Consider the following 22,753-nt stretch of genomic DNA (forward strand, 5'->3'; position numbering starts at 1 on the left):
ACTACCCATGCCGGGTGGAGAATTCTGCATCATTCTCCCGAAGCTCCCCGGCCGGGTGCGGTCATAGCGTCGTAGCTGACGATTTCCACCCTCGACGAAGAGGCAATGACCATGACTACAGAACAGTTCGACACGATCGTGATCGGCGCCGGGCAGGCCGGTCTCGCGACCGGATACCACCTCGCCAGGCGCAAGCAGCGGTTCGTCATTCTCGACGCCCACGACCGGGTGGGTGACGTGTGGCGGGAGCGGTTCGACTCGCTCCGTCTCTACAGCCCAGCCCAATACGACGGCTTGCCTGGTTGGGGCATTCCCGCACGTTCGTGGACATGGCCCGGCAAAGACGAGGTGGCCGACTACTTCGAGGCGTATGCAGACAGATTTTCCCTCCCCGTTCGCACCGGTGTCACGGTGGACGGACTTTCGCGGGGCGGTGACGGGTACGTCGTCACTGCCGGGGCCCAGACTTTCGAGGCCACCAATGTCGTGGTCGCGTCCGGAACCTGGCAGACACCTGTGATCCCGGATCTCGCCGAGCAACTCGACCCCCGGATCAAGCAACTGCACTCCAGCGACTACCGCAACCCCGCCCAGTTGCAGGACGGACCCGTGCTGGTGGTCGGGTGCAGCCACTCCGGCGCGGACATCGCGTTGGAGGTTTCTGCTGCACATCGGACCACGATCTGCGGCCCTGTCCGCGGCGAGTTGCCGTTCGACATCGAGGGACGCGCCGCGCACATCGCGATCCCGATCATGTGGTTCATGGCCAATCACATTCTCACGGAACGCACTCCGATGGGACGGAAGATGCGCCCGCACGTCCGGTCCGGGGGCGGCCCACTCCTACGGGTCAAGCGAGCCGACCTTGCCGATGCCGGGGTAGAACACTTCCCCGCGAAAGTCACGGCCGTGCGCGGCGGCAGGCCCGTCCTCGACGACGGAACCGATTTGGACGTCCGAAACATTATCTGGTGCACGGGTTTCACCAAGGACACCTCGTGGATCCGGATCCCGGTGAGCGGCGCCGACGGATGGCCCGAGCAATCCCGCGGTGTCTCGCCGGACAAGCCCGGACTGTACTTCGTGGGTCTCCCGTTCCTCCAGGCGTTCGCCTCGATGCTCACCGGCGGTGTCGGCAGAGACGCCGAGTACGTCGCGAAACACATTGCGCGGCGGAGCAACAGGCCGGAGGTCAGGCCGTCAGCACCAGACCTGATGTCGGGACACCCGTCCCCGCGGTGACGAGCACGTGCTGCACGTCCTTCACCTGGTTCACCGACGTGCCGCGGATCTGCCGGACGCCCTCGGCGATGCCGTTCATCCCGTGGATGTAGGCCTCGCCGAGCTGGCCGCCGTGAGTGTTGAGGGGTAGCCGGCCGCCGATGTCGATGGCACCGTCGGCGATGAAGTCCTTGGCCTCGCCGCGACCGCAGAACCCGAGTTCCTCGAGCTGCATCAATACGTACGGAGTGAAGTGGTCGTAGAGCACCGCCATATCGATGTCCTGCGGCCCGAGCCCGGCCTGTTCCCACAGCTGCCTGCCCACCAGTGCCATTTCCGGTAATCCCGCGAGTTCGGGGCGGTAATAGCTCGTCATGATGTACTGGTCGCTGCCGCTCCCCTGGGCTGCTGCCGCGATCACAGCGGGTTTCTGCCTCAGATTCCTGGCTCGCTCGGGCGAGGTGACGACAATCGCGATGCCGCCGTCGGACTCCTGACAGCAGTCGAGGAGGTGCAGGGGTTCGGCGATGAACCGGGAGTTCTGGTGATCCTCGAGGGTGATCGGTTTGCCGTAGAAGAAGGCCTGCGGGTTGTTGGCCGCGTGCTTCCGGTCGGTAACGGCGATCCGGCCGAAGTCGGCACTCGTCGCGCCGTATTCGTGCATGTAGCGCTGGGCCACCATCGCGACGAATGCGGCCGGAGTCGACAGGCCGTGCGGGTACGAGAACGCGTTGTCGGTCCCCGAGGAATTCACCTGCTGCACCAGACCCGAATTCACCTGGCCGAACCGCATTCCGGAACGCTCGTTGAATGCCCGGTATGCCACCACCACGTCCGCGACCCCGGTGGCCACGGCCATCGCGGCCTGCTGCACCGTCGCACACGCCGCTCCGCCGCCGTAGTGGATGCGGCTGAAGAATTTCAGGTCCGGGATTCCGACCGAACGGGCCACGGCCGCCTCGGTATTGGTGTCCATGGTGAACGAGGTGAGCCCGTCGACGTCGGCCGGGGTCAGGCCGGCGTCGTCCAGTGCGGCGAGCACGGCCTCGGCCGCCAACCGCAATTCGCTGCGACCGGAATCCTTCGTGAAATCGGTGGCGCCGATGCCGGCGATGACAGCCTTCCCCGACAATCCCTTCATGCCCCGGCTCCGTTCGTGGTTCCGTTCAGCACGAGCGTCACCTGCGACGTGATGTGGTTACCGAGCGAGTTCCTGCCGACCACGTCGAGGCTGACGACACCGTCGTCGATCGCGGCCACCGTTCCGCTGAGCATCAAGGTGTCGTAGGCGTACCACGGAACTCCGAGCCGGAGCGCGATCGACTTGATGACGGCGGTCGGACCTGCCCAGTCGGTCACGAACCGCTGCACCAGACCGGTGTCGGTGAGGATGTTCACGAAGATGTCCTTCGACCCTCGCTTCTGCGCCAGATCGCGGTCGTGGTGGACGTCCTGAAAATCGCGGGTGGCCAGCGCGGACGACACCACGAAGGTGGGATCACCTGCAATCGCGAGCTCCGGCAGTGTGGTGCCGACCGTGACGTCGAGAGTAGAGGTCATCAGTGCTCCTTCGTCGCAGGCTGCCACGCGTACAGGGTCCACGGCGCCCCGCCGGTGTCGTCGTCGCCGGGAAAGTCGAGGTAGATCGCCTCCACGGGCATTCCCACGCTCACCACGGACGGCTCCACGCCGCGCAATTCACCGAGCATGCGGACACCCTCCTCGAGTTCGACGAGGGCCACCACGAAGGGCAGTGAGCGCCCCGGCACCTTCGGCGCGTGATGAACGACGAAACTGAACACGGTGCCGCGGCCGGAGGCCACGAGGTAGTCCGTCGACTCCGCCTTGTCCTTCCACAGCGCCGGTACCGGCGGATGCTGCAAGGACCCGTCCGCTCGCTTCTGGATACGCAATTCGTGCGCGGCTACACCGTCCCAGAAGAACTGGGTATCCTGAGATGCACTCGGCCGCATCATCTTCGATGGGTCCAGATCGTCGAAGGACGCGCCCTGACCGTTCGCCGAAGGTCCCACCGGTTCAGCGGGTTTCGGGGCGAACTTCAGGATGCGGAACACCATCTCGGCCACGACCTCGTCGGCGCCCTCGTCGTTCGCGACCGTCCACCGGCTGCGGGTGGTGAAGAACCACCCGTCGCCGAGGCCGGTCTTCTTCGGTCCCACGACGTCTTCGAGCGTCGTGGAGATGGTGACCCTCTCGCCGAGCCGCAGGTAGCGGTGGTAGGTCTGATCGCAGTTGGTGGCGACGACGGACGTGTACCCGGCCTCGTCGAGGATGGTCGTCATGCGGCCCAGCGGGTCGTCGGGCTGGCGTTCGGCGTGCAGCCCCTGCATGGTCCATACCTGCGCCATCGCCGGTGGGGCGACGATACCGTCGTGGCCTGCTGCCCGCGCGGCGTCCTCGTCGACGTAGATGGGGTTCCGGTCGCCGATCGCCTCTACCCAGTTGCGAATCATCGGGAGGTTGATCGGGTCCCGTCCGGGCCGCGGTGCGCTGGGACCGGCGGATCGGACCTTCTCTGCTGCAGCGAGGATCTGTTCGGCACTCATGATGCGCGGCGCTCCTATCGCGGTACTCGGGGAAGCTTCAGGCCTGCCGTCGCGATCAGTTCGCGCATCACCTCGTTGACTCCCCCACCGAAAGTGATGACCAGGTTTCGCTTCGTTTGCATGTCGAGCCAGGTCATCAGGTCGGCGGTATCCGGGTCGGACGGGTCGCCGTAGCGTCCGATGATCTCCTCCACGAGCCTTCCGATGCGCTGGATCCGCTCGGTGGCAAACACTTTCGTTGCCGAAGCATCGGCAATGTCGATGGCCTCCGCGTCACTCGAGGCGACCTGCCAGTTGAGCAGTTCGTTCAGCCGATACGTTGCGTGGATCTCTCCGAGCGCGCGCCGCACGTCGGGCTCGGCGAGAAGACCGTGGGCTACCACCCAGTCGCGAATGCGGTCGTAGAGGCCGCCCACGCGTCCCGCCGGACCGAGCATGACCCGCTCGTGGTTGAGCTGGGTCGTGATCAGTCGCCACCCCTGGTTCTCCTCACCCACAAGCATATTCACCGGTACTCGAACATCGGAGTAGTAGGTGGCGTTGACGTGATGGGCCCCGTCGCAGGTGATGATCGGTGTCCAGCTGTAGCCCGGATCCTTCGTGTCCATGATCAGGATCGAGATCCCACGGTGACGCGAATCCGCGGAACCCGTCCGGACGGCGAGCCACAGGTAGTCGGCGTCGTGGCCGCCCGTGGTGAAAATCTTTTGGCCGTTCACGATGTATTCGTCGCCCACCCGGAGGGCCGTGGTCCGCAGGGCCGCGAGGTCGGTGCCGGCCTCGGGTTCGGTATAGCCGATCGCGAAATGCACTTCGCCCGCGAGGATTGCCGGCAGGAACTTGCGTTTCTGCTCGTCCGTTCCGTACTTCTGGAGGGTCGGGCCCACCGTTTGCAAGGTGACCGCCGGAAGTGGAATGTCCGCGCGCGTCGCCTCGTTCACGAAAATCTGCTGTTCGATCTCGCCGAATCCACGGCCGCCGAATTCCACCGGCCAGCCCACGCCGAGCCAGCCGTCCTTGCCCATCCGCCGGATCACCTCACGGTAGGTGGGGCCGTGCCGTTCGGTGCGCATGATCTCCGCCTCGGCAGGCGTGACGAGGCCCGAGAAGTAACGTCGTAGTTCCGCTTGCAACTCTCGCTGCTCGTCGGTCAGATCGATGAACACCGGGCCCCCACGAGGTCGAGTCGGTACGAGGCGCCGCCGACGAGGCGCGCCAGGTCTTTGGCAGTCGAGTAGTAGCGGTGCAGCGGATAGGTGACGTCGACGCCGATTCCGCCGTGGAGGTGGTGCAGCACCTGCATGGCTGCGGGAACCTCCGCGGCGATCCAGTACGCCATCACATCCAGGTCGTCCTGAGCGTCGAGCCCCTGCGACACCCGCCACGATGCCGACAGTGCGGATACGTGCAAGGTGCGGGAGGTGACATAGACGTCGGCGATCTGCTGGGCGACCGCCTGGAACGTCGCCAGCGGCTTGCCGAACTGATGCCGGGTGGCGAGATGCTCACCCGCCAGAAGTGTTGCTCCAGAGAGCAATCCGTCGGCCACGGCACCGATGGAGGCGAGGGCGATCCGATAGAGCTGCTGGACCGCTTCCGGTCCACCGGCGAGGAGTTCACCCCGCGCTCCGTCGAAGGTGACGGCAAATTCGGGACTGCCGGACGACGAGGGTGTGGCAGTCAGCGACACCCCGTCCGACCCCGGCTGCACCAGCACGACGCCGGCGTCGGCCGGCACGAGGATGCGGTGGGCACCGTCCGCATAGGGGACGGCCACGACGCGTCCGGTGACGAGGTAGTCGTTCCCCTCCGCCACCGCGGTCACCGACGGCGGCGTCGGGAACGGCCTCCCGGGCTCGGCGAGCGCCGCGGTGAAGGTTCGTCCGTCCGCCAGCCCGCTCAGCAACTCGTCCTGTTGCCTGTCGTCACCGAGCGCAACGAGGGGCAACACCCCGAAGCCCAGCGTCGCGAGGGCGGGGACGACCGCCGCCCTGCGCCCGACCTCGGTGAGCAGCGCACCGACGTCGGTGACCGAGAGGCCCTCCCCACCGAGACGTTCGGGTAGCGCGAGAGTGAGCAGGTCGGCCTCGGCAAAGGCGCGCCACAGAGCGTCGCCCTCGAGGTCGCGGTCCAGAAGTCCCCTCGCAACCTGGGCGATCGCCTCCTGAGTCTCGTCTCGGGTGAAGTCCACCTGGCATTCCCACTTTCGATTTAGAACGTGTTCTAGTTGTATCACCATCGCGGAACTCGCGAAAGGCCATCGCGGGAGGTGCTCAGGATCGGGGCAGTCCGAGAATGCGTTCCGCCGCGACGGTCAGAAGAATCTGCGTCGTGCCGCCGGCGATGGACAAGCACCGTGTGTTGAGGAACTCACGCGAGAGCGGACCGTCCACCCAGCCGTCGACGCCGCCGAGTTCCATCGCGAATTCCGCCACTTCCTGGCGTTGGCGCACACCCACCAGCTTGCGCACGCTCGACTCCGCTCCAGGATCCTGGCCGTCGAGCTGCCGAAGGGTGGTGCGCAGTTCGAGCACGGACCCGACGAGCGCGCCTGCGATCAATCGGCCGAGCCGATCGTCCGTCACCGGATCGCCTTCACCTGCGAGTGTCAGCAGCTCTTCCATTGCCGCGCCCAGCGACGACCCACCGCCCATCGCGACTCGCTCGTTGGCCAGGGTGGTACGGGCCAGCTTCCAGCCGTCACCGAGATTGCCGACCACGAGATCGTCGGGCACGAACACGTCTTCCAGAGAGACCTCGTTGAACAGGGCGTCGCCGGTGATCTCGCGAAGCGGTGAAATCGTGATTCCCGGGCTTGTCATATCGACGAGAAAGTAAGTGATGCCCTTGTGTTTCGGCGCATCCCGGTCGGTGCGGGCGAGGCAGATCGCCCAGTCCGCCTCGTGAGCCCGCGAGGTCCACACCTTCTGACCCGACAGTGTCCATCCGCCGTCGACCCTCACGGCGGACGTGCGCAGGGCCGCCAGGTCGGAACCGGCCCCCGGCTCACTGAACAGCTGGCACCAGATGATGTCGCCGCGCAGAGTGGGCATCGCGAATCGCTCGATCTGCTCCGGACTTCCGTGCTCGAGAATGGTGGGCACCGCCCACCACCCGATCACCAGGTCCGGCCGTGCCACACCGACTGCGGCCAGCTCCTGCTCGATGAGGATCTGTTCGGCGGCCCGCGCGCCCCGCCCGTACGGTTCGGGCCAGTGCGGCGCGAGGTAGCCCGACTCGGCGAGTGCGGCGCGACGCTCGGAGTCGGGCAGCGCGACCAGTTCAGTCACCTCGGCCCGGATCCGGGCCCGCTCGTCGGCGAGTTCCGAGAGATCGAGGGACAGGTGCCTGCGGGCGCCGCCGCGGGTGAGTTCGGCTACCCTCGCGCGCCACCTCGTCGACCCACCGAGCAACTGCCGCAGCGACGTCGCCCGGCGCAGATAGAAGTGGGCGTCGTGTTCCCAGGTGAAGCCGATCCCGCCGAGCACCTGGATGCAGTCCTTGGCGGTCTCCACCGCGGCGTCGAGTGTGACCGCCGCAGCGACGGAAGCGGCGATGGGCAGTTCACCGCCGTCTGCGTCCCACGCGCCTTCGGCCGCCACCGCGGCGTCCCAGGCCGCGGCACTCGACGCTTCGACGCGGCACAGCATCTCGGCGCACAGATGCTTGATCGCCTGGAACGAGCCGATGGGCTTACCGAACTGCTCGCGAATCTTGGCGTAGTCCACCGCGGTGCGCAGGCACCAGCGCGCGACCCCCGATGCCTCCGCCGCAGCCAGTGTGGCCGCGAGATCCCGGACCAACCCCTCCCGCAGCCCGGTGATCACGCGGTCCGGTGCGACGGCAACGCCTGTGCACCGGATGCGGGCGAGCGGCCGGCTCTTGTCGATCGTGTCGGCGGGAGCCACCTCGAGTCCGACGGACTCGCCGTCGACCAGGCACCACACGACGCCGTCGCCGGCGTCGGCCGCCAGCAACACCGACATTCCCGAGTCGGCACCGATCGCGAAACCGGCGTCTCCGGTGATCACCAGCCCCCCGTCGTCGGCGAGGGTGGCGTTCACCGGCGGACTGCCGAGAGCGACCGCGCACGGAATCTTCCCGTCGGCGAGATTTTCGGACCAGGTCTTCGCGGCCGCGCCGGAACCGCGCCCGACGACCAGAGCCGCCAGCGCGGTGGGCAGAACAGGACCCGGGACGAGTTCAGTTGCAGCCTGCTCGATCATCGCGGCGAGGTCGACGATCTCCGCGCCCGAACCACCGACCGCCTCGGGTACGGCAACGGAGAAGATCCCGAGCGACGCGAAGGACGACCAGGACGTGCGCCACGAATCCGCTGGTCCCTGGCGTACTGTGACGAGCGGGTCCGTGGACCGCGCCCACGCCTGGATCGAACCCGCTGCAGCCCTCTGTTCCTCGGTGGTGGCGATAGTCACAACGGGTTTCCGCCTCTCCTGAATGACACATTCGTCTAGAACGTGTTCTAATATGTCACCTGGCCATGAGTCAAGGCGCGAAGGAAAACAGGTATGACGACCAGCTCTCGATCCCGTCCCACGACAGTCGCTGCGGCGACGCTGGGCGAGGACGACCTCAGTTCCAACGCGCAGAAGGAACGGCGCAAGCGGATCCTCGACGCCACCCTGGCCCTGGCCTCCAAAGGCGGATACGAAGCCGTGCAGATGCGCGCGGTCGCGGAACGTGCGGACGTTGCGGTCGGGACCCTGTACCGCTACTTCCCGTCCAAGGTGCACCTGCTGGTCTCGGCACTGGCGCGCGAGTTCGAGCGCATCGATTCGCGGGGCAAGAATCCGCCGGGCAGCAATCCACTCGAGCGCATGCAGCTCATCCTCAGCCAGATCACCCGCGCCATGCAGCGGGACCCGCTGCTGACCGAGGCGATGACACGGGCGTTCATGTTCGCCGACGCCTCCGCCGCCGCCGAGGTCGATCAGGTGGGCAAGCTCATGGACCGGTTGTTCGCGCGGGCCATGACCGACACCGAGCCCACCGAGGACCAGCTGGCCGTCGCTCGCGTCATCTCCGACGTCTGGTTGTCGAATCTGGTGGCCTGGCTCACACGCCGTTCCTCCGCCACAGATGTGGCGAATCGGCTGGAACTCACCGTCGAACTGCTCCTCGGTGACGGAAGCCGCAGACCCGAATAAGGGACGAACCGCGCACATCCGGAAGCGACAATGCGCTCTCCGCCGCTGCATCACCTAGATTTGAACGCGTGAGCGCTCAAGATCTGCCCATCGAACTCCGTCGTGCCCTCTCCCGGGTCGCGAGGACGCCTCGTCTCCTCGTGGCCTCCGACTACGACGGCACGATGGCCCCCATCGTGTCCGACCCCGAAAGAGCATTTCCGCACGCCGAATCGGTGCGAGCCCTCCGCGGCCTCGCGGGCCTGGCAGGAACGACGGCGGCCGTCATCTCGGGTCGGGCGCTGAAGGATCTCGCGGCGCTGTCCCGCCTGCCCGCCGAGGTTCAGCTCGTCGGCAGTCATGGATCGGAATTCGATATCGGATTCATCCACGCCATCGACGCCGACGCGCGCCAACTGCTCGCCGAGATCACCGAGGATCTGCGACAGATCTCCCAACTGCATCCCGGCACCGGGGTGGAGACCAAGCCCGCCAGCGTGGCACTGCACGTCCGTAATGCCGACCCCGAGCACGGCGAGAAGGCACTGGCCGCCGTCCGCGCCGACGCCGCGCAGCGCGTGGGCGTGCAGGTGACCGAGGGCAAGTCGGTGATCGAACTGGCCGTGGTCGCCACCGACAAGGGTCACGCCCTCGACCTGATCCGCCATCAGGAAGGTGCCACCGCCGCCGTCTTCGTGGGCGACGACGTCACCGACGAGAAAGCGTTCTCGCGACTGCAGGGCCCGGACGTCGGCGTCAAGGTCGGGTCGGGCGACAGCCTCGCCGAGTTCCGGGTAGACACCACCGAAGAGGTCGCGACCGCCCTCGCGTTCCTGCTCGAGGAGCGTCGCACCTGGCTGTCGGGCGCGCATGCCCCACCGATCGAGCGGCTCACCATGCTCGCCAGCCCCCGGACCGTCGCCCTCGTCACCCCGGATGCGACCCTCACCTGGCTGTGCCACCCCGAACCCGACTCCGCCTCCGTCTTCGCGCATTTGCTCGGCGGACCGGAAGCCGGCCACTTCAGTGTCGGCCCGCACCGCAGCGCCCTGCCGCTGAGCCAGCGCTACGTCGACAGCACCATGACCGTGCAGACACGGTGGGCCAGCCTCTCGGTCACCGACTACCTGCCGCACGACGTGTGTCCCGGTCGCACCGATCTGACCCGGGTGATCAGCGGGCAGGCCGCCGCGGTCGTCACATTCGCACCGCGGCCCGAGTTCGGCCAGGGTCAGGTGATCCTCGAGGCGGTCGCCGAAGGATTGCGTGTGCACGGCACCAACGAGCCGATCGTCCTGCGCTCGCCGGGCGTGCGCTGGAACGTGACCTCCGACGGGAATCAGCAGACAGCCCACGCCGTCGTCGACCCGTCCGAAGGTGACGTCGTTCTGGAACTGCGGTGTGGCACCGAGGACATCGGCCCGTCGCAGACACCGGAAGAAGAACGCCGCGCCGCGTCGGAAGCGTACTGGTCGGATTGGGCGAAGGGGCTGACCCTGCCCACACTGAAGCCCGATCTGATGAAGCGCTCGGCGCTGACCCTGCGCGGTCTCGTCCACGTCGATTCGGGATCCATCATGGCCGCGGCCACCACCTCGTTGCCGGAGGAAATCGGCGGCGTCCGCAACTGGGACTACCGCTACTGCTGGCTCCGCGACGCCGCGCTCACCGCGTCCGCACTGGTCAGCCTCGGCTCGCTGAGCGAAGCCGAGGGTTTCCTGGACTGGGTGCACGACGTGCTGGAGACCATTCCCGGCCCCGAGCGTCTGCATCCGCTCTACACCCTCCACGGCACCGGACTTCCTCCCGAGGCCGTGATCGACTCACTGCCCGGGTATGCCGGGTCGCGTCCGGTGCGCATCGGCAACGCCGCCAATCAGCAGGTCCAGCTCGACGTGTTCGGTCCCATCGTCGAATTGATCGCCGATCTGTCGCGTGCCCGCGAGAAGCAGGGCGTCGCAGTGGCGTTGAACGATCGCGACTGGGAACTGGTGTGCGCGATGGTCGCGGCCGTCGAGCGCCGATGGTTCGAACCGGACCACGGAATCTGGGAGATCCGCGACAACCCGCGCCATCACGTGTACTCGAAGGTGATGGGCTGGGTGACCGTCGACCGGGCGGTGGCGCTGGCGAAGCACTTCGGCCGCCCCATCGAACCGGGGTGGACGCCGTTGCGGGACAAGATCGCGGACGAGGTGCGCGAGAAGGGGTGGAAGGACGAGGTCCGCTCGTACACCGCCGCCTACGACGGCACCGACCTCGATGCCGCCACACTGCACATCGGGCTGTCCGGGCTGATCGACCCGCACGACGAGCGGTTCGCCGCCACCGTCACGGCCACCGAAGCGGAACTGCGCAGCGGTTCGACGGTGTACCGGTACCACCACGACGACGGCTTGCCGGGCACCGAGGGCGGATTCCACCTCTGCGCGGCGTGGCTGGTGGAGGCCTACCTGCTGATCGGTCAGCGATCACAGGCGGAGGCCTTGTTCGCGCAGCTCGTCGACGTGGCGGGACCGACCGGGCTTCTCAGCGAGGAGTACGACCCCGTCGCGGAGCGCTCGCTCGGCAATCACCCGCAGGCATACAGCCACCTCGGCCTGCTCCGCTGCGCACAGCTGTTGGCGTGAGCGGGCCGTAGGGCCGCCTCAGCGAGGTGCGGGGCCGGCGGTGGATCCGCGTGACAGCTCGGTGTCGAGCATTTCGACCGTTGCGACGCCGGAGTGCGACGGAGACATCAGCAGGGCGCCGGCACGCCGGCCCTTGTCCTCCTGAGGCTGCCGCACGGTGGTGATTCCCTCGCGGAGCGCTTCGTCGACGCCGTCGAATCCGGTGATCGACAGTTGGCCGGGAACGTCGATTCCCTGCCAGCGCGCCCAGTCCACGGCGCCGAGCGCGAGCACGTCGGTGGTGCAGACGAGGGCGGTGATGTTCGGATTCGCGCCGAGCGCTTGGGCGGCTGCCGAGTGACCGGATCGTCCGGTGTGCTCGAAACGCTCGACCACGGTGAGTGTCTCGGGGTTCAGGCCGGCATCGGACATCGCGTCGCGAACTCCACCGATGCGCTCGCGTTGCACATGGAAATTCGGCGAGTGCAACCGTTCGGCGTCGGCAATTCCATCTGAGCGGTCGCGGCCCAATCGCATGCTGAGCACCCCGAAGTCGCAGTGCCCGAGCCCGATGAGGTAGTCGGTGAGCGCCCGCATCGCGGCCCGATCGTCGATTCCCACGAGTGATGCTCCAGGAATCTCCCGGGGCTGATCGCAGATGACGACGGGAAGGTGCCTCTCGCACACCGCTGCGAGGTACGGATCGTCGTCCGCCACCGAGTAGACGACGAACCCGTCCACACCGGCCTGCTGCACGACGGCCGCGGCGTCGGCGTCGTCACGCCCCGGCCCGGCCGGGATCAGAAGCAGGCCTTGTCCCGCCGACTCACACGACTCCGCGAGCCCGGACAGGAAGCTCATCGCTGCCGGGTCACGGAAGGAATAGCTGAGCGCCTCGGTCAGCAGGAGCCCCACAGCACCCGCCTTACGTGTGCGCAACGAACGAGCCACCGGATCCGGCCCGGGATAGCCGCGGCGTTTCGCGGCTTGCAGTACCCGGTCGCGGAGTTCCGCGGAAAGTTGGTCGGGCCTGTTGTAGGCGTTGGACACTGTCGTGCGGGAGATATTGAGCTCGGCCGCGAGCGACGCCAGCGTGGCTTGGCGGCGCGGCTGTCGAGACCTGGGCATAGGGGGACGTTAGTACCCGAAGTGTTCGACGGTTCGGCGGGGCTCGGCCGAAAGTGCACTACCAGCGACGTATCCGCTAAAGTGCAACGGTAACGGTTTCCAATAGCATTTAGCTCGTCTTCTGTCAGGAGTTTTCTGTGCGCGCTTCCTCAGGCTTTCGTGTCGCAACGGCCGCCGTCGGGCTGTCCTTCGCCGCTGCCCTCACCCTCACTGCGTGCAGCTCCGACACGTCGAGCGACGGCGCCTTGACGGTCGTCGCGTCGACGAACGTGTGGGGCAGCGTCGCGCAGGCAGTTGCCGGTGACAAGGTCGAGGTGAGCTCGATCATCACCGAGCCGTCCTCGGATCCGCACTCTTTCGAGGCGAGCCCCACCGACGCGGCCAAGCTCACCGACGCGTCCCTCATCGTCTACAACGGCGGCGGATACGACCACTTCGTCGATGACATCATCAACACCGGCAACGGCGAACAGCTCTCGGTCAACGCATTCGAACTCTTCGGGGCCGGTGCACACGCAGGCGAGACCGCGCACGAGGGTGAAGAGGCCGGGCACGAAGGCGAAGAGGCCGGCCACGAAGGTGACGTGCACGAACACGGCGAGGTGAACGAGCACGTCTGGTACGACGTCGCGACCGTCGACGCGACCGCACATGCCATCGCGGAGAAGCTCGGCCAACTCGACCCCGACAACGCCGACGTCTACACCGCCAACGCCGAAACCTTCCACGGCCGGCTCGCGGAAATCACTGCCGTCACCGACGGCATCGCGGCCGCACACAAGGACGCGCCGATCGCCCAGACCGAGCCCATCGCGCATTACCTCGTCGAGTCGGCGGCATTGAACGACGTCACCCCCGCCGACTTCACCAGTGCCATCGAGAACGGCAACGATCCCGCGCCCGCCGCAATCGCAGCCACGCGCCAATTGATCACCGACAAGCAGGTGAAGGCCGTCGTCTACAACACCCAGACGCAGGACAAGGTCACCGAGGACGTGCGGGCCACCGCTGAGGCCGCAGGCGTCCCCGTCGTCGAGGTAACCGAAACCCTGCCCGAGGGGTTGGACTACATTCAGTGGCAGACCAACACCGCCCAGGCCCTCGCCAAGGCGCTGCAATAGAACTGATCGGCTTGTGACGGAACTCTCTTCGACGAACACCGAACACAGCAGTCGCATCCCCGCAGTCGAACTGACGGGGGCGCGACTGTCTTTCGGCGAACGCACTTTGTGGCAGCATCTCGATCTCACCGTCGAGCCCGGCGAGTTCGTCGCCGTTCTCGGACCCAACGGCTCCGGCAAGACGTCACTGCTCAAGGTGTTGCTCGGGCAGCTGGGCCTCGATTCCGGGACCGCGAGAATCGCAGGATCACCGGCCCGAGCCGGAAATTCGAACGTCGGGTACATCCCTCAGCAGAAGTCGCTCGACGACGGGCTTCCCCTCCGGGGACGTGACCTCGTCGGTCTCGGTGTCGACGGCCACCGGTGGGGAACCGGGCTGCTGCGCCGGGGACATCGCCGGGCGATCGTGGACGCAGCGATCGCCGAGGTCGGTGCAGAAAGTTACGCCGACGCACCCGTCGGTTCGCTGTCCGGCGGCGAGCAGCAGCGGTTACGGATCGCTCAGGCACTCGTCGGAGATCCGCAGATACTGCTGTGCGACGAACCTCTCCTCAGCTTGGACCTGGCTAATCAGAGTCTCGTGTCGAGCCTCATCGATCGGCGCCGGCGCACGCACGACACCGCGGTGTTGTTCGTCACCCACGAGATCAATCCCATTCTGCCGCTGGTCGACCGGGTGCTGTACCTCGTCGACGGCCAATTCCGAATCGGCACACCCGGCGAGGTGATGACCTCCGAGGTGCTGTCCGAGCTGTATCGCACCGAAGTCGAGGTCCTGCACGTGCGGGGACGTCTCATCGTGATCGGCACCGGCGACGCCATCGACGCACTCGGCAGCGCCGGCGGACTTCGCCCCGGCGAAGGTGTCCACCACACGTGCGAGGAACACGCATGAGCAACAAGTTCACCGATGCGATGTCGCACCTGTTCGATGTCTCCGCCACCATCGACCTCTTGCAGTACGACTTCGTCCAGCAGGCATTGATCGCCGGTGCCATCCTCGGTTTGCTGGCAGGCGTCATCGGGCCCCTGATCGTGAGCAGGCAGATGTCGTTCGCGGTTCACGGGACCAGCGAGCTGTCGCTGACCGGTGCGTCGGCCGCACTGCTCGTCGGTATCAGTGTGGGTGCAGGAGCCATCGTCGGTTCGGTGGTGGCTGCGATCTTGTTCGGCTTACTCGGAGCGAAGGCACGCGACCGCGACTCGGTGATCGGCGTGATCATGGCCTTCGGTCTGGGACTGTCCGTGCTGTTCATCTGGTCGTACGAAGGCCGTACCGGCACGAGCTTCTCTTTGCTGATCGGTCAGATCGTGGCGCCCGGAAATAGTGGGCTTGCGCTGCTGCTGCTCTGCGCTGTCGTGGTGATCGGGGTTCTCGCCCTCATTTACCGGCCTCTACTGTTCGCCAGCACCGACCCCGACGTCGCCGAGGCGCGCGGGGTGCCGGTGCGTGCACTGTCGATCGTGTTCGCAGTGCTCGTCGGCATCACCGCGGCCCTCGGAGTGCAGATCGTCGGGGCGCTGCTCGTGATGGCTCTGCTCATCACGCCCGCGGCGGCTGCAGCCTTCGTCACGGCGAGCCCGGTGAAAGCGACCATTCTGTCGATCGCCTTCGCGGAACTCGCGGCAGTGGGCGGCATCCTGCTGTCCCTGGCCCCCGGAGTCCCCGTCTCGAGTTTCGTGACGACGATCTCCTTCGTGATTTACCTGATCTGCCGCCTCGGCGGCTCCAGGCGTCGGAAGAACGCGGGACGCGTCGCCGCGGGACGCGTCGCCGCGCACACGCACTGAGCCGCCACTCCCCGCGCCTCGACGGCCGAATCAGCCCGCACAGGTCGACGAGTGGCGACTCAGTACAGTGCGGCCTACAAATGGTCGGGGAAGTACGGCGCCAGCGTCGTCGCCACCTTCGTCGCCTGATCGCACGCAGCGTCGACCGTCGTGAACTCCTCCAACTCGCTGTACCCGATCATGAACTCGAGAATCCCCGGCTCGATCGCCACCGACACCGTGCACGCACTCCCACCACGAAAGTCCGACACCAGCGCAGGGCGGCCGCCAATCGTCGTCTCGCTCAGGACGGTGAAGCGGTCACTCGACTCGACACTGCTGAAAGTCTCGGCGATGGCGGAGATGACGACGCCCGAATAGGAGTCCGGCGACTGGTACCCGCACCCGTAGACCTGAGGATTGTGCCGTTCGGGCATACGGTCGGGCGGTGATGCATTCAGACGCGCCGTCACGATAGCTTCCTCGGGGAAGCCATCACACGGATGGAATGAAATGCGAGGATTCGGCGGTTCTGCTGCGTGTCCGTCCACGGACTGGGTACAGCCACTAACGCCCAACGCAATAGCGGTGCTGGCGATCGAAACTGCATTTCGCCACAAACGACCACTCACAGCGTGGTTCCCAAGGATCCGAAGGCCACAGCTGTCGCGTCATCTTGCTCGGTATACCGGGCCAGCACCGCTTCGAACATGGACTTCATATCCTTCGCGTAAGACTGGTGCGCTGTAAACAGCCCGACCGCCGTGTTGGAGACGCTGATCTCGCTGCCGCCGACTGCCTTCTCATCGAACTTCCGAGCCAAGACCTTCGCGGACTCGATGTCGTTCTCACCGATTCCCAAATTCGCTGCTCGTAATTCGAATCGGGCGCGGTTAGCGAGTTCGCCCATGCGACGTGCGTGATCATCACACAGCTTGATGCACTGCTCGATGCCGGCGGGGTCGAGTTCGAGCCTGCCGCCCCCGACCACGTTCTCGGTGAAAGCCTTCCATCCGGCTTCCGGTGCGTCCGGACCAGCCATGTTCGTGTCCCCCCTTGGTTGTCGTCCCCACCCTGCACGTCGTGGCAAATCTACCAACCGCGGGCGGTCGTCGAGCCTGCTCGCTGGGTGGTGCCTACTCGGATCAGGGTGTCGAGCGCCGATACGAGTTCACGAGGTCCTGCCGGGTTGGCTGCGCCGGGATCGTGTCGGCCGATGGCATAGCGTCCGTCGCCCGCGATGTCGATCCAGTGCAGAGCTCCGATGTCCCTGCCGGCGCCGTAGCGGGGACCGCGGAAGACTCGGATCTTGCCGCGGCCCGCGTATCCCTTCTGCACGGCGGTTTCGAGTCGGGCGGGGGCGACCCGATTGACCTCCTGCAAGATTCCTTGTGAGAAGTGGGTGCCGTCGTCGTCGCGCCGCTGGAATCGGCGGCGGCCGGCGGCGTTCGGTGGGATAAGGCCGATCAGCTGGGCGCCCAGTTGCCCCGCCGCGCCGGTCCCGATCACCACGTCGCCACCGACCTGCGGTGCCCGGCCGGGGAGTTGTGTCGCGATCACCGACCATTGTCGGTGCTGCGCGCCGATGATTCGGATCGGCGCCTCGTCGGCGGTGGAACCGGAGATTTCGACATACACGTCGGGTTCGGCAAGCATCTCCAACGCCGCGCGCACATCGTCGTGCTCTGCTCCCCCGAAAGCTTCTCGTATCCGGTTCTGCTCTGCGAGATATGCATTGAGCCCGGCATGTGGGCTGACGATCCGAAACGGGTAGGGCATGCGGTCCTGCCCGGTACCGGACCACAGTGCGTCGAAAAGCTCCGGTCGCAGCTGCCAATTGCGCATGCTCATGCACCGATCACCGGCGGTGACACGAGGGGCAGCTTGCCGATCAACTCGTTGCCGTTGTCGAGTGTGATCAGGTAGTCGGGGGTCTTGTGCTCCTTGTCCTCGCCGGTGCCCCTGGCTCCTCCGGCTCCCCCGCCCATCATTCCGGCGCCCATCGGCCCGGTTCCACGCACACCGGAACCGGCGCGCCCGCCACCGGCGACCCCAGCGACACCTGGTTTTCCACCCGTCCCCGCGACCGAACCCGATCGTCCACCGCCCGCGCTACTGCCGCCCAGTCCGCCGGACCCGACCCCGAGAGCGCCACCCGCGCCACCGCCGCCCACACCACCTGCTCGCGAGCCACCGCCCGAGGACGAATCGACACCGTGCGGCATACCCGTCCGGCTCTGCGCCTGATCACCCGTCGCGGAGGCCGGGGCCATCGTGGCCGGTGCTGTGGCCGCTGTCGGCGCGGTTGCCGCGTTCTGCTCAGTGCCATCTGCGGTGGGCGCGCTGTCCGCAGCGGTGGTTTCGCCCGCGGGAGCCTCGCCGGAAAGCGGCTGCACTGCGCTCGGTCCACCAATCCGATCGCTCGAATTCGGGGCACTGCTTCCGTGGTCGACACGGGGACCGGACGGACCCGAGGGGACGTCGACCCTGCTCTCCGGTTTTGTGAACTCGGGAACGGAGCCGTCCGAGGTGGCGAGGCCCGGGTTGTAGACGGTGGCCATCGCGTCCCGCGCTTCGCCTTCGCGGCGGTAGACCTCGTCTTCCGTATCGGTATCCCAGGGTGTCAGCTTGTCCCAGAGCCCGGTGCCCACCGTCTGAGGCACTCTGCCTCGAAGAGCCGTGACGGTGTCGATGAGCGGAGTCAGCGCGCTTGCAACACCGTGTAGTTGGTCGCGCGCCTCAGGTGCGGAGCCGGCGTAACGCTCCGTTTCGGCGTACGCCGCAGAGGCCGCGGCGCCCTGCCAACTCTCGCGGATCTGTTTCTTGACGGCGTCACTGAAGGCGATGATGGTTTCGCCTGCTGCCGAACCCAATTCGGTCCATGCTCGGGCGACGGCACTGATCTGATTTCCGTCCATGCCGGCGACGGCATTCACGATGCGTGCGTGGTCCCATCCGTCGGAGTGAAAATTTTCCGGGTCTTTGATGTACTCCGGATCAGCCACGAGTCCCCTCCCGATCAACGCACTGCCGAACACACTTATTTGTTTCGACGCAGCAGGACCCACATCGGTTCCACCCGCCCCCGCCAGAGAATCTACAAGACGGGGGCGAGAACCCTAGTATCGAATATGTGCCGGCCATCGATCTGAACAGTGATCTCGGCGAGAGTTTCGGGGCGTGGACTCTCGGCGACGACCTCGCGATGTTGAAACTCGTGACCAGTGCAAACGTGGCGTGCGGTTTCCATGCCGGTGACCCCACGACGCTGTTGTCCACGTGCAGATCGGCGGCCGACCTGACCGTGCGTATCGGCGCGCAGGTCGGTTACCGCGATCTCGCCGGCTTCGGACGACGATTCATCGACGTCGCACCACGCGACCTCACCGCCGACGTCGTCTATCAGATCGGCGCCCTCGACGGGCTCGCGCAGGTGTGCGGTTCAGCGGTGGCGTATGTGAAACCGCACGGCGCGCTGTACAACGCGATCGTCCATCACCGTGAGCAGGCGCGCGCGGTGGTCGCCGCAATCCGTGCCTACGACGACACTCTCCCAGTTCTCGGCCTGCCCGGTTCGGTGTTCTTGGAGGAAGCGGAGGCCGCTGGCCTGCGGACCGTCGCCGAGGCCTTCGCCGACCGTGCCTACACACCCGAGGGCACGCTGGTACCGCGCACGACAGCTGGGTCCGTGCTTCACGATCCGGCGGTCGTTGCCGAGCGGGTACGCCGGTTGGCGCTCGACTCCACACTCGAAGCCGTCGACGGCACCCTGCTGGCGATCGCACCCGAATCCGTCTGCGTACACGGCGACACCCCCGCGGCCGTGGAGATGGCCGCGTCCATCCGGCAGTTGCTCGATGCCGAGGGCATCACAGTGGAACCGTTCGTCTGATGCGGGTACTCGACGTCGGAGATGCTGCGGTCCTCGCCGAGTTCGAAGACCTCGACACCGTCCTCGCCCATTTCCGTGCCCTCGACGAGGCCAGGCCGCCGGGGGTCGGCGAGATCGTTCCGGCCGCCCGCACCCTCCTCGTCAGATTCGATCGTGCCGCAACCAGCCGCGACCGCGTCGTCCGATGGTTGCGAACCACCGAACCGCGAACGGGCACACCCGAGGACACGTCGGAGCACCTACAGATCAGCGTCCGCTACGACGGGCCCGACCTCGAGGAAGTGGCCGAGCTGACCGGCCTCGGGGTCGACGGGGTGATCGAGGCGCACACCGGCACACCCTGGACGGTGGCCTTCTCGGGCTTCGCGCCGGGATTCGGCTACCTCACCGGAGGTGCGCCGGAATTACACGTTCCGCGGCGATCCACGCCGCGAACATCCGTTCCGGCCGGTGCTGTCGGCCTCGCCGGTGAGTTCACGGGAATCTATCCGCGCAGCTCACCCGGCGGGTGGCAGCTCATCGGCAGCACGGACGAACGCATCTGGGATGTTCAGCGGACTCCTCCAGCGCTCCTGACTCCCGGCGTCGTTGTGCGCTTCGCGCCCGTGAGTACTTCTTAACCTCGATCCACCGAACGGGTGTGGTTCGGGTAGCGGATCCGGTTGTGGGCGTTGAGGGGCTCTGTGGGTGTGGGTGATCGTCCGACCTCGGTGTCGGATTGTTCCACTGGGTCTTTCACGTCGGGCCGGAGATGGCGGGGCGGATTAGGTGGCCTGCGGTTTTCGTCTCCCTGTGTGAGTGAAGAGCCGGTTCCACTCGGTTTCCCAGGGCCAGCACCGGGGCAGATGCAGGGTAAGGCAACGGGCCGAGGACGCGATCCGGGCCGGGACGGTGATCAGGGTGCGGCGGATGGTGGCGGTCGTCGCCTTGGCCAGCGACTTCCCGGTAAGGCTGGCAGCGGCGCGGGTGAGATTGAACGCCATCACCGCCAGCACCAGCCAGGCACTGTTCGCGGCGAACCGCCCCGACGGCAGATGCGCGAGCGCGGAATTCTTCAAGTCGGCGTGGACCTGTTCGATGATCGCGTGCCTGCGGTGAAGTTTGTCCGCGGTCACCGTATCGAGCACCGCCGGGTCCGTGGTGGTGAAGAACGCGTGGAACCGCCAGGTCTCGAACAAGGTGCCCTGACCGTCGGTGTGCTCACGCAGGTCGGGAATGCGACGCACCACCAACCGGCCGGGTGTCCGCTCGGGTGCGAGTCGTGAGCCGAACGCGGTGAACTCGATCTCGGCGACCTCGGCCCGCGAGATCCACCGCCCGCTCGGTTCGTCGTAGACGGCGTCGGTGTACTCGATCGGTGTCCACGCCGACTCCTCGATCGCGGCGATCGCTTTCTTCACCTTCGCGGTCATCCGCACGGTCACCGACACGTCCGCGCCGGCCCCGATTACCGCGGACACGGTCGGATAACCGTAGAACGCCGAATCGGCCCGCACCAACACCCGTTCCTTCGCCCCACCGGGTGTCGATGGGTGCAGGCCGCGGACGGCGGCGAGGGCGTCGGTGACCATCCGCGCCGCCCCGCGGGGCGATCCGCAGGCCCCGCGGCGCAGGCGTTGGCCGACGATCACCGGAGCCTGCCCCTCGTAGGTGGCGGTGGCGATCAGGGCGTTCAACCCACGGACCCCGGTATATCCGTACCCGGAGCCCTGCTTACCGGGCCCGTGCACCGGCACGATCGTATCGTCGAGGTCGACGACCACCCGCCCACCGGCGTCGGGAGCACCGGTCAGCGGTGTCCGTTCGACCAGGCCACGCAGGAATCGGGCGGCGACCGCGTCGAGTTGGCGGACGTGCCCGAAGGTGAACGACCGCAGGAACGAGCCCAGCGTCGACGGCGCGTACGGGCGGTCGAACACGGTGGCCATGGCGCCGTGCCGCAGCAGCGCCATGTCGTCGATGCTGTCGGCGCCGGCGACCATGCCCGCGACCAGTGCGGTCACCTTCCGCCCCGCATTGGCGCCCTTGTCGGTCGGCACCGACACGTGCTCGTCCGCCAGGTCAGCGAGCCCGTTTTCCTGGGCCAACTCCAGCACCGGAATCAGGCCGGCCGAGGCGAGGAGGTTGCGGTCATCGAACACCGCCGCCCGTACCGGGCGGGTATGAGATAGTTGCACCCTAGAGATGCCCTTCGTTATGGGGAGGATCGGACCTTAGACAAGCCCAATCTTTCCAAAACGTAAGGGCATCTCGCCGTTACGACCCACCCACCACCTCAAACCATCGGTGGATTCAGGCTTAACCACCCCATGTTAATAAGTACTCACGGGGGGTGGTGGTGCGAGACAATCGGCCCATGGCTTGGCTCGAGGTTGTGCGCACCGGACCCTTCACCACCGTGCAGGATCGGGGCAGGCCCGGATACGCCTCGGTGGGAGTCGGTGAGTCCGGCGCTGCCGACCGCGTCGCCCACGACTGCGCAAACCGGCTCGTAGGCAACAGGTCCGGGGCCGCCACTCTGGAAATTACACTGGGCGGCCTCGCCGTGCGCGTCGCGGGCACCGTGTCGGTTGCGGTCACCGGTGCGCGGGCGCCCGTCACCGTCAACTCGCGACCGCAGCCCGACTACACGATGCTGCACCTCGAGTCCGGTGATCTGCTCGAGGTGGCGTACGCGTCGGAAGGTTTACGTAGCTACCTCGCGGTGCGCGGGGGTGTCGATATTCCGCCGGTGATGGGCAGCCGCTCGAGAGACACGTTGTCGGATCTCGGCCCGGACCCGGTGGCGGAGGGCGATCGAATCCTCGTCGGAGCGGATTGCACCGACTGGCCTGCCGACGAATTCGCGCCCCCGCCCGCAGCTCCCGAGAATCCGTTGATGATGCGGGTTCGACTGGGACCCCGCGACGACTGGTTCACCAAGGCATCGGTCGACGCGCTCCTGCGGGAAACCTGGACGGTGAGCTCCGACACCAACCGCGTGGGCGCACGTCTCTCCGGGCCGGGACCTCTGCATCGAGCGATTACCCGTGAACTGCCCAGTGAAGCGATGGTGGCGGGAGCCTTGCAGGTGCCTCCCGACGGCCGGCCGATCCTGTTCCTCGCCGATCATCCCGTCACGGGTGGGTATCCGGTGATCGCGGTCGTCGTCGAGGACGACCTGCCGATGGCCGCACAATTGCGCCCCGGCCACCGAATGCGCTTCCACCGGATGGTCGCGCCGACGATCCCGCGATGACCCCCACGAGTGTCACAAAGATACGGCGGCCGGAGCCCACGACACTTCGGTGATCGCGAT

At 66.7% G+C, this 22,753-nt stretch carries 21 protein-coding genes; 9 read left to right on the forward strand and 12 right to left on the reverse strand.

Features of this window, described 5'->3' with window-relative positions:
• The first annotated feature begins 111 nt into the window (after window positions 1-111).
• Complete coding sequence (locus tag L1080_RS21910; protein ID WP_250777819.1) at window positions 112-1,242, forward strand: flavin-containing monooxygenase; 1,131 nt, start codon at window positions 112-114, stop codon at window positions 1,240-1,242.
• Here the strand turns inward: L1080_RS21910 and L1080_RS21915 are convergent.
• The 6 genes from L1080_RS21915 to L1080_RS21940 form a co-directional block, all read right to left on the reverse strand.
• Window positions 1,193-2,362: a lipid-transfer protein gene (locus L1080_RS21915; protein WP_250777817.1), complete on the reverse strand. Its 1,170-nt coding sequence runs from the start codon at window positions 2,360-2,362 to the stop codon at window positions 1,193-1,195. The two genes, L1080_RS21910 and L1080_RS21915, sit on opposite strands and share 50 nt — an antisense overlap.
• A complete protein-coding gene (locus L1080_RS21920) occupies window positions 2,359-2,781 on the reverse strand; it encodes a MaoC family dehydratase (RefSeq protein ID WP_250777814.1) in 423 nt (140 codons plus the stop codon). The genes L1080_RS21915 and L1080_RS21920 overlap by 4 nt, the downstream gene beginning before the upstream one ends.
• On the reverse strand, window positions 2,781-3,788 hold the full coding sequence (locus L1080_RS21925) for a bifunctional MaoC family dehydratase N-terminal/OB-fold nucleic acid binding domain-containing protein (RefSeq protein ID WP_250777812.1): 1,008 nt from the start codon (window positions 3,786-3,788) through the stop codon (window positions 2,781-2,783). The genes L1080_RS21920 and L1080_RS21925 overlap by 1 nt, the downstream gene beginning before the upstream one ends.
• 14 nt (window positions 3,789-3,802) lie before the next feature.
• Window positions 3,803-4,954 carry an acyl-CoA dehydrogenase family protein gene (locus tag L1080_RS21930; RefSeq protein ID WP_250777810.1) on the reverse strand — a complete coding sequence of 384 codons (1,152 nt, stop codon included), beginning with the start codon at window positions 4,952-4,954 and terminating at the stop codon, window positions 3,803-3,805.
• Window positions 4,939-5,979 carry an acyl-CoA dehydrogenase family protein gene (locus L1080_RS21935; RefSeq protein WP_250777808.1) on the reverse strand — a complete coding sequence of 347 codons (1,041 nt, stop codon included), beginning with the start codon at window positions 5,977-5,979 and terminating at the stop codon, window positions 4,939-4,941. Before L1080_RS21935 ends, L1080_RS21930 begins: the two co-directional genes overlap by 16 nt.
• A gap of 82 nt (window positions 5,980-6,061) precedes the next feature.
• Window positions 6,062-8,224 carry an acyl-CoA dehydrogenase gene (locus L1080_RS21940; RefSeq protein ID WP_159919061.1) on the reverse strand — a complete coding sequence of 721 codons (2,163 nt, stop codon included), beginning with the start codon at window positions 8,222-8,224 and terminating at the stop codon, window positions 6,062-6,064.
• A 93-nt stretch (window positions 8,225-8,317) separates the two neighbouring features.
• Here L1080_RS21940 and kstR point away from each other — a divergent pair, with 93 nt between their 5' ends.
• Together kstR and otsB are read left to right on the forward strand one after the other, a co-directional pair.
• On the forward strand, window positions 8,318-8,956 hold the full coding sequence (gene kstR / locus L1080_RS21945; RefSeq protein WP_109326538.1) for a cholesterol catabolism transcriptional regulator KstR: 639 nt from the start codon (window positions 8,318-8,320) through the stop codon (window positions 8,954-8,956).
• A 68-nt stretch (window positions 8,957-9,024) separates the two neighbouring features.
• Complete coding sequence (gene otsB / locus L1080_RS21950; protein WP_159919060.1) at window positions 9,025-11,565, forward strand: trehalose-phosphatase; 2,541 nt, start codon at window positions 9,025-9,027, stop codon at window positions 11,563-11,565.
• 18 nt (window positions 11,566-11,583) lie between these two features.
• Here otsB and L1080_RS21955 read toward each other — a convergent pair whose 3' ends face one another.
• Entirely contained in the window at window positions 11,584-12,672 is a 1,089-nt protein-coding gene (locus L1080_RS21955; RefSeq protein ID WP_159919059.1) for a LacI family DNA-binding transcriptional regulator, read from the reverse strand.
• 137 nt (window positions 12,673-12,809) lie between these two features.
• Here L1080_RS21955 and L1080_RS21960 point away from each other — a divergent pair, with 137 nt between their 5' ends.
• Genes L1080_RS21960 through L1080_RS21970 form a run of 3 tightly spaced genes read left to right on the forward strand, consistent with a single transcriptional unit; the run spans window position 12,810 to window position 15,584 of the window.
• The gene (locus L1080_RS21960) at window positions 12,810-13,793 is read left to right on the forward strand and encodes a metal ABC transporter solute-binding protein, Zn/Mn family (protein WP_250777806.1); all 984 of its coding nucleotides are present in this window, start codon (window positions 12,810-12,812) and stop codon (window positions 13,791-13,793) included.
• Between the two features lie 13 nt (window positions 13,794-13,806).
• Window positions 13,807-14,688: a metal ABC transporter ATP-binding protein gene (locus L1080_RS21965; protein WP_250777804.1), complete on the forward strand. Its 882-nt coding sequence runs from the start codon at window positions 13,807-13,809 to the stop codon at window positions 14,686-14,688.
• Window positions 14,685-15,584 carry a metal ABC transporter permease gene (locus L1080_RS21970; protein WP_159919056.1) on the forward strand — a complete coding sequence of 300 codons (900 nt, stop codon included), beginning with the start codon at window positions 14,685-14,687 and terminating at the stop codon, window positions 15,582-15,584. Before L1080_RS21965 ends, L1080_RS21970 begins: the two co-directional genes overlap by 4 nt.
• 74 nt (window positions 15,585-15,658) lie before the next feature.
• On the opposite strand, the gene L1080_RS21975 is transcribed toward L1080_RS21970, so the two are convergent.
• From L1080_RS21975 to L1080_RS21990, 4 genes are read right to left on the reverse strand one after another with little or no spacing between them, the layout of a single operon-like run.
• Entirely contained in the window at window positions 15,659-16,195 is a 537-nt protein-coding gene (locus L1080_RS21975; protein ID WP_308202223.1) for a DUF3558 domain-containing protein, read from the reverse strand.
• Window positions 16,192-16,605 carry a hypothetical protein gene (locus L1080_RS21980; RefSeq protein WP_250777801.1) on the reverse strand — a complete coding sequence of 138 codons (414 nt, stop codon included), beginning with the start codon at window positions 16,603-16,605 and terminating at the stop codon, window positions 16,192-16,194. Before L1080_RS21980 ends, L1080_RS21975 begins: the two co-directional genes overlap by 4 nt.
• Before the next feature lie 50 nt (window positions 16,606-16,655).
• Window positions 16,656-17,414 (reverse strand): ESX secretion-associated protein EspG, encoded by a 759-nt coding sequence (locus L1080_RS21985; RefSeq protein WP_250777799.1) that lies wholly within the window; start codon window positions 17,412-17,414, stop codon window positions 16,656-16,658.
• A complete protein-coding gene (locus L1080_RS21990) occupies window positions 17,411-18,568 on the reverse strand; it encodes a hypothetical protein (protein WP_250777797.1) in 1,158 nt (385 codons plus the stop codon). The genes L1080_RS21985 and L1080_RS21990 overlap by 4 nt, the downstream gene beginning before the upstream one ends.
• A gap of 128 nt (window positions 18,569-18,696) precedes the next feature.
• Here L1080_RS21990 and L1080_RS21995 point away from each other — a divergent pair, with 128 nt between their 5' ends.
• Window positions 18,697-19,455, forward strand: coding sequence for a LamB/YcsF family protein (locus tag L1080_RS21995; RefSeq protein ID WP_109326523.1), 759 nt, complete (start codon window positions 18,697-18,699; stop codon window positions 19,453-19,455).
• Window positions 19,455-20,075, forward strand: coding sequence for a 5-oxoprolinase subunit B family protein (locus tag L1080_RS22000; protein WP_250777795.1), 621 nt, complete (start codon window positions 19,455-19,457; stop codon window positions 20,073-20,075). The genes L1080_RS21995 and L1080_RS22000 overlap by 1 nt, the downstream gene beginning before the upstream one ends.
• Before the next feature lie 144 nt (window positions 20,076-20,219).
• Here the strand turns inward: L1080_RS22000 and L1080_RS22005 are convergent, their stop codons facing one another.
• Window positions 20,220-21,632, reverse strand: coding sequence for an IS1380 family transposase (locus L1080_RS22005; protein WP_459031529.1), 1,413 nt, complete (start codon window positions 21,630-21,632; stop codon window positions 20,220-20,222).
• A 179-nt stretch (window positions 21,633-21,811) separates the two neighbouring features.
• On the opposite strand from L1080_RS22005, the gene L1080_RS22010 reads away from it, so the two are divergent.
• The gene (locus L1080_RS22010) at window positions 21,812-22,693 is read left to right on the forward strand and encodes a 5-oxoprolinase subunit C family protein (RefSeq protein ID WP_250777144.1); all 882 of its coding nucleotides are present in this window, start codon (window positions 21,812-21,814) and stop codon (window positions 22,691-22,693) included.
• Window positions 22,694-22,753: the final 60 nt, after the last annotated feature.

This window comes from Rhodococcus sp. MSC1_016 (assembly GCF_023667485.2).
In the GTDB taxonomy this organism is placed as follows: domain Bacteria; phylum Actinomycetota; class Actinomycetes; order Mycobacteriales; family Mycobacteriaceae; genus Rhodococcus_F; species Rhodococcus_F oxybenzonivorans.

Bases quoted from the DNA above. Each gene is read 5' to 3' on its own strand.
- L1080_RS21910 (WP_250777819.1), top strand. From the start codon at position 112: ATGACTACAGAACAGTTCGACACGATCGTGATCGGCGCCGGGCAGGCC.
- L1080_RS21915 (WP_250777817.1), bottom strand. From the start codon at position 2,362: ATGAAGGGATTGTCGGGGAAGGCTGTCATCGCCGGCATCGGCGCCACC.
- L1080_RS21920 (WP_250777814.1), bottom strand. From the start codon at position 2,781: ATGACCTCTACTCTCGACGTCACGGTCGGCACCACACTGCCGGAGCTC.
- L1080_RS21925 (WP_250777812.1), bottom strand. From the start codon at position 3,788: ATGAGTGCCGAACAGATCCTCGCTGCAGCAGAGAAGGTCCGATCCGCC.
- kstR (WP_109326538.1), top strand. From the start codon at position 8,318: ATGACGACCAGCTCTCGATCCCGTCCCACGACAGTCGCTGCGGCGACG.
- L1080_RS21955 (WP_159919059.1), bottom strand. From the start codon at position 12,672: ATGCCCAGGTCTCGACAGCCGCGCCGCCAAGCCACGCTGGCGTCGCTC.
- L1080_RS21970 (WP_159919056.1), top strand. From the start codon at position 14,685: ATGAGCAACAAGTTCACCGATGCGATGTCGCACCTGTTCGATGTCTCC.
- L1080_RS21980 (WP_250777801.1), bottom strand. From the start codon at position 16,605: ATGGCTGGTCCGGACGCACCGGAAGCCGGATGGAAGGCTTTCACCGAG.
- L1080_RS21985 (WP_250777799.1), bottom strand. From the start codon at position 17,414: ATGAGCATGCGCAATTGGCAGCTGCGACCGGAGCTTTTCGACGCACTG.
- L1080_RS22000 (WP_250777795.1), top strand. From the start codon at position 19,455: ATGCGGGTACTCGACGTCGGAGATGCTGCGGTCCTCGCCGAGTTCGAA.
- L1080_RS22010 (WP_250777144.1), top strand. From the start codon at position 21,812: ATGGCTTGGCTCGAGGTTGTGCGCACCGGACCCTTCACCACCGTGCAG.